Source organism: Bacillus solitudinis (assembly GCF_002797395.1).
Taxonomy (GTDB): domain Bacteria; phylum Bacillota; class Bacilli; order Bacillales; family Bacillaceae_D; genus Halalkalibacter_A; species Halalkalibacter_A solitudinis.
Genome location: NZ_KZ454943.1, coordinates 4,092,536 through 4,107,510 on the forward strand (window position 1 = coordinate 4,092,536; position 14,975 = coordinate 4,107,510).

Here is a 14,975-nt window from a genome sequence, read left to right on the forward strand (position 1 = left end):
AAATGGAGGGATTAACATGGTAATAGATTCTGCTAAATCTTCTGATGCACCAGTAATTCACGATTTAATGATTAAGGCATTTATGGAATATAAAAACGAAATACCCCCATCGAGTGCTTTAGAAGAAACTGTTCAGTCAGTTTTAGACGCTTTTAAAAAAGGGGAAAAAGCATTGATTGCTTTTGAAGAAAATAAACCAGTTGGTATGGTGCGATTTCAATTAAAAGAAGAGGGTTTATATTTTTATCGTTTGTCAGTTATTCCTCGAAAACAAGGTAAAGGAATTGCAAAAGAGATATTAAAATCTCTAGAGGAATATGCAAATAAAGTGGATATAACTACAATACTATGTAAAGTTCGTATGACAGTACCTAAGAATATACAGCTATATAGTTCCATAGGTTACGATATTTATGATGAAGAAGTTGTACATAAACCAAATGGTATAAATATAAAAGTTGTTTCAATGAAGAAAGAGCTTAGTTCTTCAACTATCGGGTGCATTACTTCAAGAAGCTGAGGTTGTTCTTTTGCTTATTGATGGACCGGGCAGTTATAGTTTAACAAGAAAAAGCTTTATCCTAGAATTTTTAATATTGGATTTTGTAGTATTTTGAATATTGAAAAAGTATTTACAACATTATTATGATTAGGTATAATTTAACAAAATATTATAATTTATATTCTATGAAGAAGAGAGTAATTATTAAAGAATCTGTAGCGAGTCAGGAATTGGTGGAAGCCTGATGTGCCTTTAATAATGAACCGCACTTCGGAGAAACGTTCTTGAATTATAAGTTCTTGAATTATAAGTAGAGATACGTCGGGAAAAACATTTCTCGTTAAAAAAAGTGGACCATTAATGGTCAAATTGAGTGGTACCACGGGTTTATAAAACTCGTCTCTTTTAGAGGCGAGTTTTTTTATTTTAATTAAAATCAAAGGAGGAGAAGTGATTATGGCACAAGAACATTTTTTGAATCCGCCGATGCCTGATGTCATAGCATCTTGGAAGTTTTATCTTGAACAGCTAGATATAAAGCCTGGTGATTCCGTGTTGGATGTTGGTTGTAATACTGGTGATACAGAACATTTTTTAATTAGTTTATTCCCATTTGTAAATAAAGTTGTAGGATTAGATTATGATGAAAATAGAATAGCAGTAGCAAAAGAAACCTGGGAATCTAAAGGGAAGAATGAAAAAATTGAATTTATCCAGGGCGATGGTTCTGCTTTACCTTTTAATGATAATACATTTGATAAGATAATTTGTGCTGAAACTTTAGAATGGATAAAGGATCCTAAAACAGCCATTAAAGAAATAAAACGTGTGCTTAAGCCAAATGGAATAGCACTTATACAGCACACAGATTGGGACCAAACAGTTTATACAACAACAAATATAGAAAAAACCCGACTTATAATACAAAGCTTTGGAGACTCTGGACCAGATGGGATTATTGGTAGAAGACTACTTGTAATGTGTAAACAAGTGGGGTTTAATAAAGTTTCTCCATTAGTTTACACGATGATAAATGATAAATTTGAAGAACCTTATTATTCTTTTAAATTGGCGAAAATGATTAAGGATTGGCTGCTTACAAAAAAAATAATCAATAATGAGGAATTGGAAAGTTGGATTTCAGAATTAAAAGAAATGTCATTAAATGATGAATTTTACTTTTCCATTAATCGTAATATATGTGTGTGTTATAAGTAACACTATATAAACAAATATAAAACGGTTTTGTTGAACTACCATGAGAGAACGAAATATGTTCTCTCATTTTCTGTGGTGAAGCAACACTTCATGGATGGCTAATGGGTAGCTTGAACGTAATAACGGGAGTTGTTGAGAGGCAGCTCCTTGTTTAATGCACTAAAGATAAATTATAGTTTAACAAGAATTAGTGATTTGAAAAACTTTTTTCTGGAGGGTTTATGAGAGAATACGAAGTAAGGCAAATAAATAATCTGTTTAATTTTAATTTGAATATTTTAGTAAAACAAAGCAAAGAAGAGGGTTTTCGGTTTGTAGAAAGATTAGTGAATGATTATAAAAATGGTACTAATACTTTTAACAATTGGGGCGAGGCTATATTTGGTGTTTTTAATGAAAAAGGTGAAATGGTTGCAATTGGTGGACTAAATAAAGACCCTTATTCAAATAAACAATATATCGGTAGGCTAAGAAGGTTTTATGTTAGTAAAGAGTACAGGAGAAAAGGTATTGGAAGGTTGTTGTTAAAAAGGATAATTGACGAAGCAAAAAAGTATTATAAAATTTTGGTGCTTCATACAGATACCAAACAGGCTGATAATTTTTATACTTCTTTTGGATTTTCAAAGGAAAACCTTTATCAAAATACAACTCATTATGTGGAGTTGGAAAATTAATATGTTATTAAGCTAAAGGGTGCGATACCTGAATAAACACAAACCTTGTCCTGCTTACAAAGCAGTAAAAGAAGCGAGTATTCAAAAGAGCAACACTTTAACCAAGTGCTGCTCTTTCGTCCTTCTAAAAATATTTTCTATAAAGCTCTTGTCTCAAGCGGCCACTTAACTGTGCATAAATGCGTGTAGTTTCCGTTTTTTCGTGACCAAGTAAACTCTGAATGACATCGATAGGCGCTCCATTGTTTAATAGGTGAGTGGCATAACTGTGTCTCAGTTGATGAGGGTGAATTGTCTTATTAATGCCTGCACGGCTTGAAATACGTTTGATGATGTATCTCATCTGGGCAATGCTCATTCGATGAGGGGATCGATCTGTGACAAAAATAGCAGGGTCAGTATCTTTACGGTTATGGATATACCGTTTTAACCAGATGTCACAACGAATGTTAAAGTAAACCTCGCGTTCTTTATCTCCTTTCCCTCTGACAATTGCAGAACGATTCGACCAGTTAATACAATTCTTATCCAGAGAGACAATTTCACCTATACGGCAACCAGTTGAAAACATAAACTCAAACAGCGCTTTCTCCATTGGCATTTTACAAGCTTCCCTAAGATGTTCAATCTCTCTTTCTGTGAGGAACTTTGGGATTCGTTTCCCGACCTTTGGCTCCTTAATCTTATAGGCTAGGTTTGATGGAATATGTCCCTCTTCATGTGACCATCGAAACAAGGATCGCATAAAACGAATACGGTGAGATAGGCTGGAAGGTTTTAAGTGTTCGCTTGATTCAGCTAAGTACTCTTTTAGTTGATTAGTAGATAATGATTGGATGGGTACATCATTAAAAAAACGAATGAGAAGGCCTGATTGCAATTTGTATGCTTTTAAGGTCTGAGAAGAGAAACCTTCGATTCGTTTATCAGATTCATAGTTTTTGTATGCTTGTGATAAGAGCATTGTGAACCCTCCTGTACCAAGTCTTTATACAGGAATTATTGACGCATTTATTCTAAAGAATACAAAATAACCAAACAAAAAAGGTAATTAATGTTAAAATAATAAAATGATTGTTCAACTATCGAGACAGGTTAGTTTAACAAGGCTGTACTATTTTACCGCAAAATTGAATTAGAGATATGTTTATGGAGGGGAAATTGTTGAAGAAAATAATTATTGGAATAGCTGTCTTATTAGGACTTTGGGTAATATTTGATTTGGCTTATATCAATATTTCATATGTAATTCCATATCTGGTTGAATGGTCTACAAAATTTATTCTTCCTTGGATTTTACTTTATTGGTTTATTAGATTAGTAAAAACTAAAGAAAAATAATGAATGAAATGGGATAATAGGTTTATTTAGCGAACGGGGCAGGATACTGCAAGAAGAAATATATAACCAATGAAATAAAAATCGATTTTGTTACAATAGATTTAGAGGTGAAATCAATGTTTAAATTCCTTTTTTACGCTATTATTATTATTTGTTTAATTCCAATAATTTCATTACGTTTGATAACTGATATTATAACAATGGAACACGATAAGGCTATGGTTTTAATTAGTTATTTTGGTGCATTTTTTATCTTATTTGCTCTTATTATCATTTCTTTAAGGAAATTAAAAAGCAGTAAAGATTTATAACTTTATCGTGCTAAAGGGTGCAATCCTTTAAGAAGCATGGGTTGCCTCTTTCTTATTGAAGGATTGAAGAAGAAAGTTTTTAGAATTCGTTCTTTGATATGCTGAGAATACGATATGATAATCAATTAAAATGGATTTTAGTGAGTGATAAAATCTTTGATTATAAGGAGGAGTTATTAGTGGATTATTCAGGGTTGTTAGTAATATCCCTAATTGCAGGTGTGTTTTTGAGTTATTTTATAAGACCAAAATTACAAGATAAGTCAGTAACGGAGATTATGAGTTTTTCAATTTTACTTGTTATCAGTGGTTTTGGCTTTGTTTTCTTAAACCTAAATAGCATTTTTAGTGTAGTTGGATTAACTTTATTTATTATAGGCTTTTTTACAGGTACTATAAGTTTTCTATTAAAAAGAGACTGAAAGAATTTAACAATAAAAGCATCGGTTATATAGCAGGTGAATAGGATATATTCTTCTTCAACAAACGGGGGCGATGCTTGAACAGTGAAACATTGCTTTCCTTGTTTCACTATCGGAGCAGGTGTGTGGCCGAGCCTAGGTCGTATCATATAGCGGGTGGGATTCCCGTCGAGCAAGAACTAGCCATTCACTCGTAGCGAGTCTTGGAGGACTAAAGGTAACTTTAATCTTTAAGAGTAGACAGTTAGGTAGCGGGCCGAAAGCCAAATGGTTGAAGGGATTGAGCTCCATAATGTTAGTAAATCGAGAGGGCTGATGCCTTACCTGCGACAGAAAGCTACATTTTATCCTTCGTTAAGGGCAAGATGGATAAAACCTCTCTGGAGTCAGAGACCTTGGCACGTTACACATTGATATGATACGGCAACTCGGGAGACCCTACTGGTCTTTTCTTTATTTAGAAGAGTATGGTGTACAAGCGATAATAAGCAAGGAAACCAAATGCCATGTAGGGAGTCGGATAGCAGCGTAGTACCAATAAAGTTGGGTAATGCTGATGGAGGGTGCTACCTAGTTACCACACTTTGCTAGGGACACATTTACTACACACAGAGGTAGGATGGATTAAATGGATACAAAACTAGTAAGGATAGCAGGAATTGCAAGTTATTTTTTGTGAATGGTAACTAGGAAGAGCCGTGTGCGTTAATAGCGCAAGCACGGTTCTGGGAGGGGGGAGAGTACAATCTACTGAAAGGTAGAGAGACTCTCTTCTACTCGACTACTTAAACAAAGAAATAGTTTAAAAACCCTAAATTATGCAAGTTTTTATACATCACTTGTTAGATAGGGTCTTTTTCACTATTTTGATTAATCCGTAAATAATACTATTATAGATATGGTTCATATAGGGGATTTAATTAAATTTCCAGTTAAGTGTGTCATTTATATGAGCAGAAACTGTGACATTTTACTTGTCGGTCACACCTGGATATATCTCTGTGATTTCCTGTCCCTTTTTAAGTAATTCGGGTGTATCATACTTAATTTCCTCAAGACCAGAGACAAAGTAGCTTTCAGGCATACTATCTAATTCATTAGACAATTGAGTTCCTTCCCACACCACTCCATCTCGGATAGTTACTACATACTAATCTGTTTTACCTGGGATACCAAATTCAATGTTCCAATGTTTTCTTCTGCCATCCATTCCTGTTTGTGTTTCATCTCTATCAACACTACTTCCGTTATATAACATTGCATCTTTATTCCATTTTAGTGCCTCTTTTTGTGCAATCTCACTCCGGAGTAATAACCGCTCTTGGTCTTCCTAAATGCTTGCCCCTGGCTTTTGCTGCCTGAGATGATAAGGAAGTTTGCATCCTTCTCTGTTCAAATAAGTGGTTTTGCAATAAACAGATTAATTAGCAGTTATTTTTGTTTTATCAAAGTAATGATTGTGAAAAAGGAAGTTATTATCCTCTTTTGGTAAAACAAACATTATATTTAGTTATTGTAAAAATAAAACTTATATGAGAAAATTATACATATTCTGAAAAAAAGGAGATGTTGTAGTTGATTGAGAAAAATGATAAAGTAGCCGTTTTATTTACAGGTGGTAAAGATTCGACTTTAGTAGCAAGCTTAGAGGCACTAAAAGGAAATGAGGTACATTTGTTAACATGTAATAGTGGTATAGGTATTAAAAGTGAGTTATCTGAGATTAGAGTTAAAGAGTTGAAAGAGAGATTTCCTAATCAAATTCATAGCCGTACAATACTTCCAACATATGGGTTATTAAGAGAAATTGCTATATTAAATATTGAGGAAGATTTTAAAAGATGGGGTGTAAATCTAGTCTTGCTTGGAGATAAATTGGCTATTCATGCAGCAGCAACAGTTTATTGTTTAGAAAACAATATCACAAACATGGTTGATGGTTGTGTAGGATACCAAGAAGATTTAGCAGAACAAAAAGAAGTAGCAATTGAATTATTCGCCAATTTTGAAAACGAATATGGTATTAGTTATAATTGTCCCATCTATAATTATGGAAGCAAAAAAGATGTGAAATACGCTTTAATGAAATTGGGTTTATCGACTAAATCATTAGAAGGAGTGTCTATTTTTGGAGACGCATTTAGTGAACCTACAAATCAAATGGTTGAAGAGTATATTAAAGATAAATTGCCTATCTGCCATAAGCATATTGATTTTGTGACAAAGACTAAAGAAAACGCTCCGAATTATACATATGTTTCAAAAGGGCAAGGTCAGCTCGTATGATAAAAAAAGTAGGTGCTGCAATTATCAATAACGGTAGGTTGTTAGCTGTAAGCAAAAAAGAATCACCAGAATTTTTTATGTTACCAGGTGGAAAGATAGAAGCGGGAGAATCTGAACTTGGTGCTTTAAGAAGGGAATTAAAGGAAGAGATATCTGTGGAATTAATTTCATGTAAGCATCTAGGGAAATATCAAACAATAGTTATGGGTGGGAAAGAAAAACTAGAATTAAGTGTATACGAAGTTTTATACAAAGGAGATCCGATGCCGGATAACGAGATTGCTGAAATAAAATGGCTACCGCTAGATTCGGAAAAATCGAAATTTATAGGTTCTGGTATTACCGATTTTACACTCCCGGCTTTAAGAAAAAAATATTATGTACAATAAAAAGTATACTTATGGTGTGTGGGCAGCATTAATAGCAGGTTTAACTTTCGGAGTCAATTCAATAATAGTAAAATTCGCTAACAATGCAGGAATACACACGTTTGATTTATTAGTATTTCAAATGGTTATTCCTCTAGTTTACTTTACGATTAGAGCTAAAATTAGCACTAGTAATAATAGTAATCTTGAAAAAAATTCGATAATAGGCAACATTTATAATTGGGTTGCAGGATTGACTGTAGTTGCTACAAGTTTATTTTATTATATAGCCATTCAAGAAATGGATCCTAGTTTAGCATCAATAGGACTCTTTCAATATCCTTGGCTCTTTATTCTTATTGGTTTCTTAACATATGGGCACAAGATTAATAAAATCCAACTAGTATCAATGGCAATTTTGTGGTTAGGCTCAATGCTCCTTGTGAGCGCTTCGTTTCAAGAGATAACATTATTAGGGGCTATTTCAGGAATCCTAGCTGGACTGTCATTTGCAGGATATTTATTTAGTTTAAGATATGTAAGTAATCACAAGAATACTAAACCTTTTATATTCCTGATAGCTACTGTTATTGCGATTGTGATTATCTTATTCAACATTTCATCTATTAATATTTTTAGTCTTAATGCTCTTTTATTTGGTACTGTTACAGCTGCATTGGGGCAGATTATTACATTTGAACTACTTTCCTTCGCAGCTAAGAACACTCGTACTGTTATCATGGCAGCTTTGACAACAGTTGAATTACCAGTTGCCATGGTCGTGACTTGGGTAATTTGGGGGCCATATCCTACACTAATAAAATATATAGGGTTATTTATTATGATCGGTGCCGTTATCTGGTTGAAGCTAGAAGAGAAAATCCCTGAAAAACCAAAACTTAAAAAAGCATTATAGGAGGGGAAGAAGTGTTAGAGAATATTGAATTAATCCTATTTGATCTAGATAATACACTTTATGATTTTAACGATAAGTGGAACGTTGGCACCTTTAATACATTTAATAATTCGATTTTGACAAAAGGACTTAGTTTCGATGAGTTTATTATTCAATATAAAAAAAACGATAATCGTTATTGGGATCTGCATCATAAAGGTGAAGTAGAATTAGATGATGTAAGGCGGTTAAGGCTTATTGATACTTTAAAATTCTTCAAAAGAAATGTTACATCTGAGGAAGCAGATCTATATTTCCAAGAATTTATAAGCGAGGTTTTCGATTTAATTGAGCCTGATGAAAAAGTAAACCAATTTTTAAGAGAAATTAAAGATTCCTATAAAGTTGGGATTATTACTAACGGAAAAATCCATGAACAGCAGCTGAAGATAAGAAACTTAGGTTTAGATAGGTTAATTCCTAATGAACATATTTTTATTTCTGACGGTATCGGTTATTCAAAACCGCACTCCAAAGCCTTTTTAACTGCCTTAGATTATTTCAAGATAAAACCAGTTAATACAGTGTATATTGGAGACTCGTGGGATAATGATATATTAGGAAGCAAAGCCGTTGGAATTAACCCAATATGGATTAATTTATACTCAAAAGAACGTAAAGATAATGAGCCTGTATTAACGTATAAAAATATATACAATTTAATCGGTGATTGGCAGTCTAAAGTAGTAATTAAGTAAGAATAATATATTTATTTATTTTAGCTGTTAAAGAGGGAATTAAACTTTTTAATAGCTTTTTCTTATCCTAACCTATCTATTTTCTTTTGTTGAAGTAGCTATTGGTATTTCGTTAATTCTAATAAACTATAGTCTAATTGTAAACTTGTTTGCAACTTTACTTATATTGGGTTTAATTATAATAAATTTTGAAGTCATATTAAAGTTTGAGAAAAAGGATTGTAAATGCTTTGGAAGTTTAGTTAAAACAAAGACTCGTCAAGGTGGGTTTTACAGTTGAAAAGGTAATTTTTCTGAAAATTTTATTAATTATGATTATGCAACCTAAAACCCTTGATACGAAAGATTAGCAATTACTGCGCAGTACAAGGATACTGTGCATTTAAACGATATACTAGTTTTATGCTAACTTTGTGAAACGGTGTACTTAAAGTAAAGGCGTGCTTTAACACACCAAGAGGAACGCCAATTTATTGTGGTGTTCCTCACTTTTTTGGAAAATAAAAGAAAATGACCGAATTTTGTGATAAAAATATATTATGTTCATTTGTTCTTCAATTAACGGGCAGGGTACTTTCACAAAGATTTATATGATTTCGTTGAGGTAGCTCCTTCTTGTGCTAACAGAGCAGGTTAATATTACAGGATAGAGCGGAATAAGTCAGAAGGAGGTAATAGTTTTGGATAAAAGAAAAGCAGGAAATATATTTGGTGTTACATCTATATGACCTTGATAATAAGTATCATTTTTTCTATAGGCAAAGAGGATCAAATGCTGCTATTTACTAATACTCGTATATAGGAGGGAACGAGTTATATTTAACTATAGGGAGTTTACTCTAAGTTTAAAACCCCCTTAAGTTGACTTTCTTCATCTCTAGTGATAAATTTATTTGTATTATAGATATTAAGAGTCTTTAATGTCTTTTTTAAAAATATAAGGAGGTTCTGTATGAGGTATTCAAACGCGACAAACTACGCCCTGCATACGATGGTCCATTTAATGCTGCAGCCTGGGGGGAGCTCAGTGGGAGTACAGGAACTAGCCGAATCGCAGCAACTTTCCCCAACGTACCTTTCTAAGATATTAACCAAACTTACGAAAGCCGGTTTGATTGAGTCGACCCCTGGCGCGAAGGGAGGCTATAAAATCTCCAGAACAAAACATGAAATATCTTTTTTGGATGTTATCAATGCGATTGAAGGAGATACTAGCTTATTCGACTGCTCCATTCATCATGAAGGCTGCTTGATTGAGAACGTCATGAGACAGGTAGAGGAAAATATGAAAAGTGAACTGGAAGCAAAGCTTTTGATCGATATTGCTAAAGAGGTAGAATCCAAACAAAAAGAAGAAAAAAGTTAAATTTATTTTTAAGGAAGTGAACAAGATGATATTAGACTGTGCTGTGATTGGCGGAGGACCGGCTGGACTGAATGCTGCTTTAGTACTTGGAAGATCAAGACGCAAAACGATTCTGTTCGATGACAACAAACCGAGAAATGCGGTGACTTCCGAGTCCCACGGGTTTATCACCAGGGACGGTATACATCCGCAGGAATTCAAAAGGATTGCCCAGGAAGAATTAAGCAGGTACTCGGACGTGAGGATCGAAAAGCAACGGGTGCATCGAATAAATAAAGAAAACACCTTGTTTCAGGTGGAGACAGAAAATGGGGAAGTATACAGCGCGAAAAAGATCATTCTCGCAACCGGCTTTAAAGAAGTCCTTCCGGATATCCCGCGGGTGAAAGAGTTCTATGGCAAGAGCCTGTTCAGCTGTCCTTTCTGTGATGGCTGGGAATTAAGAGATCGGCCGCTGGCAGTGATCGCAGGTGATCAAAAGGCGTTTCATATGGCGAAAATGGTTTCTAACTGGACGAACGATTTAATTATTCTTACCAACGGCAGTAAAGTACTTTGTCTAGAAGAACAAAAATTGCTCAAAAATAAAGGCATCCGTATTAATGAAAAAAAGATCGCTGCTTTCATTGGCGAAGAGGGGATGCTGGAAAAAATCCAGTTTGAAGATGAAACAGCAGTGCTCCGTGAAGGAGGGTTTATAGCGGCGGAATGGAAACAGGCAGCTTCTTTTGAATCTTCACTCGAATATACATTAAATGAGCAGGGCGGGATTGCAACTGACAGCTGGCAACGCACGAATACGGAAGGGGTGTTTGCTTGCGGAGATACGCGAATTGCTGGTCCCTCCCAATTAATTATTGCTGCGGGGGAAGGCTGTATGGCTGCGATGGCTGTGAACGCAGAACTGATAGAAGAAAGATTTAACCAAGAAAAACAGCACGTCTAAACAGCTGTTTAAAAAAGGAGGATCTATATGCACCACTCTTACTGCAAGCACAGCAAAGGAAAAGTATCGTACTTGGAAAGTCCCGAACGAAGAAAACAATTCTCCCCGGAACAACTGCTGAACATGATTCCTTTAAAAGAAACGGACAGCATATTGGACTTTGGTGCTGGAACAGGTTATTTTTCCATCCCTGCAGCGAAAAGGATCAAGGGCAGCGTATACGCCCTGGATATCGACGCTGCCATGCTGGAAATAATAAAGGAGAAAGCCTTGGAGGAACAGCTCACGAATATTGTCCCGGTGCAGGGAAGTATGGAGGCACTTCCTTTATCTGATGGCTCTATCGATATGATCATTGCTTCTCTGGTACTGCATGAAATTCAGCCGCTGGTACCGCTGTTACAGGAAATGAAAAATGTACTGAAAAAAGAAGGCTATCTAATCTGTCTGGAACTTGAACCAAAAGGAAGTTCCGAGAAAGCACCGAGAATTACCTTGGAAGGAATGGAGCGGGAAATGAAAGAAGCAGGATTGCAGGTAACAGAGAAATTTTTCCCGGCGGAATCTCTATACATGCTCGTTGCACAGAAGAAGGATTAACCGGATTAATTTTTCGTTTGATTAAAGACATTAAGTGTCTCTAAAGTATTTAATTGATTCTTCACTATAGCATCTAGCTTTGATATAAGTATAAAGTTTTAGTTAATAAATTGATTTTATTAAAGGAACGGGTTGCGAATGCTGAACAAGGGTATTCGCTTCTTTTTGTTGAAGTAAAAAGGCAGGATTCTTGAATAAGGTCAATTCAATATAATAAAGGATACATAACAACAAAAAGAGGGATTAAAATGAATATCGATTTTTTAATAAACCATCCCGACAAAATAACAGAAGTTTCTGTTATGATTTATAAAGAATTTGTAGTAAAAACGGGTAGTGGGATGAAGTTTGAAGAGGTTGTTAAACATTTTTCAAATACGAGGGACAATACATTTCCAATAACACTCGTTGCACGAGAGAACGGGAAATGTTTAGGTACTGTTTCGATAGTTGAAAACGATTTAAAGATAAGGAGTATGTATAAACCTTGGCTTGCATCTCTATACACGAAACCTGAGTATCGCAGTAAAGGTATAGGACAAAAGTTAGTAGCAAAAACAATAGGTGTAGTTAAAGAATTAGGATTTAAGGAACTCTATTTAAGAACGGAAGATACGTCTGACTATTATAGAAATAGAGGTTGGACTTATGTTGAAACTGTTTCTGATGATAAATACGAAAAAATTGATGTATTTAAAATGAAGTGTATTTGATTTTATAAAAAATGCCTATTGTGAACAATTGCACTTAAAGTAACGGTGAGCAATCTTTCAAGAAGAAATTGCTCTTTTCTTATTGAAGCAAAGGGTAGTTTAGTGCAATAAGAAGTGATTCTTAATATTCATTTTGAAACAGATGCGAATTAAAGTTCGTCTTATAATTTAAGGGGGATAAATAATATGAAGAAAATTCATTTTGGAAGTTTAATCGTTGTTTTATTATTGTCATTATTAGGGTGTCAGCAAAATGTAGCATTATCGAATGATCTTAATTCAAAAAAGGGTATAGAAGGTTTTGTTGAACCTGAACCATCAGATTGGGTGAAATATACAAAGCCTGTAAGAGAGTATATGTATCATAGAACTCAAGCAGTGATAAATAATGATATAAATATTCTCTGGGAAACATACCCCGAATTAAAAGAGAATATTGACCGTGAAACAGGAGTTAATGTAGAGAAAAATGAGGTTGAATCCTTAAATCAAGGATTTGACTTGGTGGATGCCAATTACAATATTGAAAGTTATGAACGAATTAAAGTGAACGTAATAAATGATAATGAAGTAATAGTCCTGCTTCACGGAAACATTGTTTATTTGACAAATGATTTCGATGAATCTGGTGGCGAATATTTAATGAAAGTCTTCTTAAAACAGAAAGATAATCAATGGACCGTGGTAAAAACTGATGAATACACTTTACCTGAATACAAAGAATGGTTACAAGAAAAAAATCATTAATTCTTTATTAAACGAACCGGTGCGATTGCTCAATAAGGGTAATGGCTTCTTGTACTAAAGAGTCGGGTTTGTGGAACAAGAAAATTCATTTAGAACCCCTTTTAATGGGGTTCTAAGCACTTAAGGCGTTCCTCCTACAATGCCGTTTCCGTTTGGCGGTGTTGGAAAAACCACAGTTGGAGAAGTAGTTAGTGGCTCACAACAGTCAGGTCTTGCTACAATAAATATTTAAAAGTACTAAAGAGTTAGAGAGAAAATCTCCAACCCTTTAAGTAAAGGTCTCTTTCAGATTAGTAGTCGTAATTATTATCATAGGGGTAGTAGTCATCTCTACAACGGCGTACCCATCTACATTCACGAACCCAACGACAGCGTGGTGGTCGAGGGGGATAAGGGGGATAATAAGGCGGCTGTCCATAGAACTGTCCCTCGAGTTGCCCAAAACGCTGTTGTCCATTTAAAGAATCAAGGTAATAAAATTGTTGTAGTTCGTTAGAATTCATTTGGGGTTGGTTATGGTAATTCAATAAAATCTCTCCTCTCTAATAAGTTCACTATACATCAACACTATATGTTTAAATAATGAAATTAAGTGGACTTATACCCAGAAAACGAGCCTGATTTTAGGTGAATAAACTAAAAAAGATCTTTAGGTAAACATAATGATAAGAGTAAAAAGGTTAACGCTCTTTTTGTGAAATTACTGAACGAACGAGGCAGTTTAGCAAAATAGTAGAATTTAAATTCATTAGAGAACTTGTTGGTTTGCACGTATATACCTGTAATATTCTCATGTTGTGTTTCTAGTAAAGCTCACGTAGCGGGTGAACGGTTTAGTTGACGGGAACTAAGTCCAAAGAGTGCGTATCTTGAAGGAGTGTAGAATGCAGAAAATAATGTTTTTATCTCTTTTAACAATGTTTTTAATGTTTTCTATACCTCAAATTAATGTTTTAGCTGGTAAGAATTCATCTATTCCAGCAGGGGCAAAAGAATATGCAGAGAACAAATTTTATGAAATTGTCATTGATATGGTTGATGATGAAGAGGCAGAACATTATGGGTTTATGAGCGATTCAAAAGATATCAGGTTTGGAGAGCTACATGAAACGTATACGTTATCTCAAGAATTCATAGCGAAAAATGACAAATTAAATAATTTAAATGACGGTGTTATAAAAACAAATGAATGGATTTCAGTAATTTATCAAGATGACCAACCTGTGAATGTAATTGGAGTATACGAGAGGGAAGACGGGGAATTTGAATTATCTGTATTCGGATACGGAAAGGATTTAGCTTTTGAACTAGATTCTATCCAAAACGGTTCATTAAAGTTAATTTATGAGATGCCTATAGATGCATGGTATTGGTTTAACAATGGAAAAGTTCAACCTGTTAATGATTCTGCTAAACAGTCCATAAATTCTGAATATAACTTAGAAGAATTTAGACAGCTTATTCAAGAACGATATAAAGATTCACAGAAAAAATCATTACTGTTACCTTTAGTTGTTGTATCAAGTATGTTGCTGATTTCTTTATATGTGTTTAAAAGAAAAAGACAACATAATAGAAATGCTAAATAAATCTAATAATCTTTGAAACCTCGATAAATAACATTGAGGTTCTTTTTTTGGGGCGAAAACCTAAGACGATAGTGGCGACCTTACAGAAGTGAAATAATAGAACGAAATCCCAAGCATTTCAATGTATAAAAGTAAAAGGACCAACCACAGTACTATCAAATCTTAGAGATATTTATCGGGTGTGTTGCTCCAAGAAGAGTTAACGTATTCTTGTAGAAGGGATTCCACTAAAGGGA

At 34.3% G+C, this 14,975-nt stretch carries 18 protein-coding genes and 1 other annotated feature; of the genes, 15 read left to right on the top strand and 3 right to left on the bottom strand.

Annotated features, from left to right (window positions below):
- The first annotated feature begins 16 nt into the window (after positions 1-16).
- The 3 genes from CEF19_RS20005 (at position 17) to CEF19_RS20015 (ending at position 2,397) form a co-directional block, all read left to right on the top strand.
- Complete coding sequence (locus CEF19_RS20005) at positions 17-520, top strand: GNAT family N-acetyltransferase (protein ID WP_100407689.1); 504 nt, start codon at positions 17-19, stop codon at positions 518-520.
- A gap of 158 nt (positions 521-678) precedes the next feature.
- Positions 679-909: a binding site (T-box leader), on the top strand.
- A gap of 49 nt (positions 910-958) precedes the next feature.
- Entirely contained in the window at positions 959-1,720 is a 762-nt protein-coding gene (locus CEF19_RS20010; RefSeq protein WP_100407690.1) for a methyltransferase domain-containing protein, read from the top strand.
- Positions 1,721-1,941: 221 nt separating this feature from the next.
- Positions 1,942-2,397, top strand: coding sequence for a GNAT family N-acetyltransferase (locus CEF19_RS20015; protein ID WP_100407691.1), 456 nt, complete (start codon positions 1,942-1,944; stop codon positions 2,395-2,397).
- A 124-nt stretch (positions 2,398-2,521) separates the two neighbouring features.
- On the opposite strand, the gene CEF19_RS20020 is transcribed toward CEF19_RS20015, so the two are convergent.
- On the bottom strand, positions 2,522-3,361 hold the full coding sequence (locus CEF19_RS20020; RefSeq protein WP_100407692.1) for a tyrosine-type recombinase/integrase: 840 nt from the start codon (positions 3,359-3,361) through the stop codon (positions 2,522-2,524).
- A gap of 200 nt (positions 3,362-3,561) precedes the next feature.
- Between CEF19_RS20020 and CEF19_RS23320 the strand changes: the two genes are divergently transcribed.
- Both CEF19_RS23320 and CEF19_RS20030 read left to right on the top strand, forming a co-directional pair.
- Entirely contained in the window at positions 3,562-3,738 is a 177-nt protein-coding gene (locus CEF19_RS23320; protein WP_157801025.1) for a hypothetical protein, read from the top strand.
- A gap of 490 nt (positions 3,739-4,228) precedes the next feature.
- Positions 4,229-4,471: a hypothetical protein gene (locus CEF19_RS20030; RefSeq protein WP_100407694.1), complete on the top strand. Its 243-nt coding sequence runs from the start codon at positions 4,229-4,231 to the stop codon at positions 4,469-4,471.
- 970 nt (positions 4,472-5,441) lie between these two features.
- Here the strand turns inward: CEF19_RS20030 and CEF19_RS24030 are convergent.
- Positions 5,442-5,576: a hypothetical protein gene (locus CEF19_RS24030; RefSeq protein ID WP_264755140.1), complete on the bottom strand. Its 135-nt coding sequence runs from the start codon at positions 5,574-5,576 to the stop codon at positions 5,442-5,444.
- A gap of 470 nt (positions 5,577-6,046) precedes the next feature.
- Here CEF19_RS24030 and CEF19_RS20040 point away from each other — a divergent pair, with 470 nt between their 5' ends.
- From CEF19_RS20040 to CEF19_RS20080, 9 genes are all read left to right on the top strand, one after another.
- Positions 6,047-6,757: an adenine nucleotide alpha hydrolase family protein gene (locus CEF19_RS20040; RefSeq protein WP_227522039.1), complete on the top strand. Its 711-nt coding sequence runs from the start codon at positions 6,047-6,049 to the stop codon at positions 6,755-6,757.
- A complete protein-coding gene (locus CEF19_RS20045; RefSeq protein WP_100407695.1) occupies positions 6,754-7,146 on the top strand; it encodes an NUDIX hydrolase in 393 nt (130 codons plus the stop codon). Before CEF19_RS20040 ends, CEF19_RS20045 begins: the two co-directional genes overlap by 4 nt.
- Positions 7,136-8,041 carry a DMT family transporter gene (locus tag CEF19_RS20050; RefSeq protein WP_100407696.1) on the top strand — a complete coding sequence of 302 codons (906 nt, stop codon included), beginning with the start codon at positions 7,136-7,138 and terminating at the stop codon, positions 8,039-8,041. The genes CEF19_RS20045 and CEF19_RS20050 overlap by 11 nt, the downstream gene beginning before the upstream one ends.
- Positions 8,042-8,052: 11 nt before the next feature.
- The gene (locus tag CEF19_RS20055; protein ID WP_157801026.1) at positions 8,053-8,778 is read left to right on the top strand and encodes an HAD family hydrolase; all 726 of its coding nucleotides are present in this window, start codon (positions 8,053-8,055) and stop codon (positions 8,776-8,778) included.
- A 952-nt stretch (positions 8,779-9,730) separates the two neighbouring features.
- Positions 9,731-10,144 carry an RrF2 family transcriptional regulator gene (locus tag CEF19_RS20060; RefSeq protein WP_100407698.1) on the top strand — a complete coding sequence of 138 codons (414 nt, stop codon included), beginning with the start codon at positions 9,731-9,733 and terminating at the stop codon, positions 10,142-10,144.
- A 25-nt stretch (positions 10,145-10,169) separates the two neighbouring features.
- Positions 10,170-11,090, top strand: coding sequence for an NAD(P)/FAD-dependent oxidoreductase (locus tag CEF19_RS20065; protein WP_100407699.1), 921 nt, complete (start codon positions 10,170-10,172; stop codon positions 11,088-11,090).
- A gap of 27 nt (positions 11,091-11,117) precedes the next feature.
- Positions 11,118-11,690: a class I SAM-dependent methyltransferase gene (locus CEF19_RS20070; protein ID WP_100407700.1), complete on the top strand. Its 573-nt coding sequence runs from the start codon at positions 11,118-11,120 to the stop codon at positions 11,688-11,690.
- A gap of 248 nt (positions 11,691-11,938) precedes the next feature.
- On the top strand, positions 11,939-12,403 hold the full coding sequence (locus tag CEF19_RS20075) for a GNAT family N-acetyltransferase (RefSeq protein WP_100407701.1): 465 nt from the start codon (positions 11,939-11,941) through the stop codon (positions 12,401-12,403).
- Between the two features lie 186 nt (positions 12,404-12,589).
- On the top strand, positions 12,590-13,150 hold the full coding sequence (locus tag CEF19_RS20080) for a hypothetical protein (RefSeq protein ID WP_100407702.1): 561 nt from the start codon (positions 12,590-12,592) through the stop codon (positions 13,148-13,150).
- 290 nt (positions 13,151-13,440) lie between these two features.
- Here CEF19_RS20080 and CEF19_RS20085 read toward each other — a convergent pair whose 3' ends face one another.
- Complete coding sequence (locus CEF19_RS20085; RefSeq protein WP_100407703.1) at positions 13,441-13,677, bottom strand: hypothetical protein; 237 nt, start codon at positions 13,675-13,677, stop codon at positions 13,441-13,443.
- A gap of 357 nt (positions 13,678-14,034) precedes the next feature.
- Between CEF19_RS20085 and CEF19_RS20090 the strand changes: the two genes are divergently transcribed.
- On the top strand, positions 14,035-14,739 hold the full coding sequence (locus tag CEF19_RS20090) for a hypothetical protein (protein WP_100407704.1): 705 nt from the start codon (positions 14,035-14,037) through the stop codon (positions 14,737-14,739).
- The last annotated feature ends 236 nt before the right edge of the window (positions 14,740-14,975 follow it).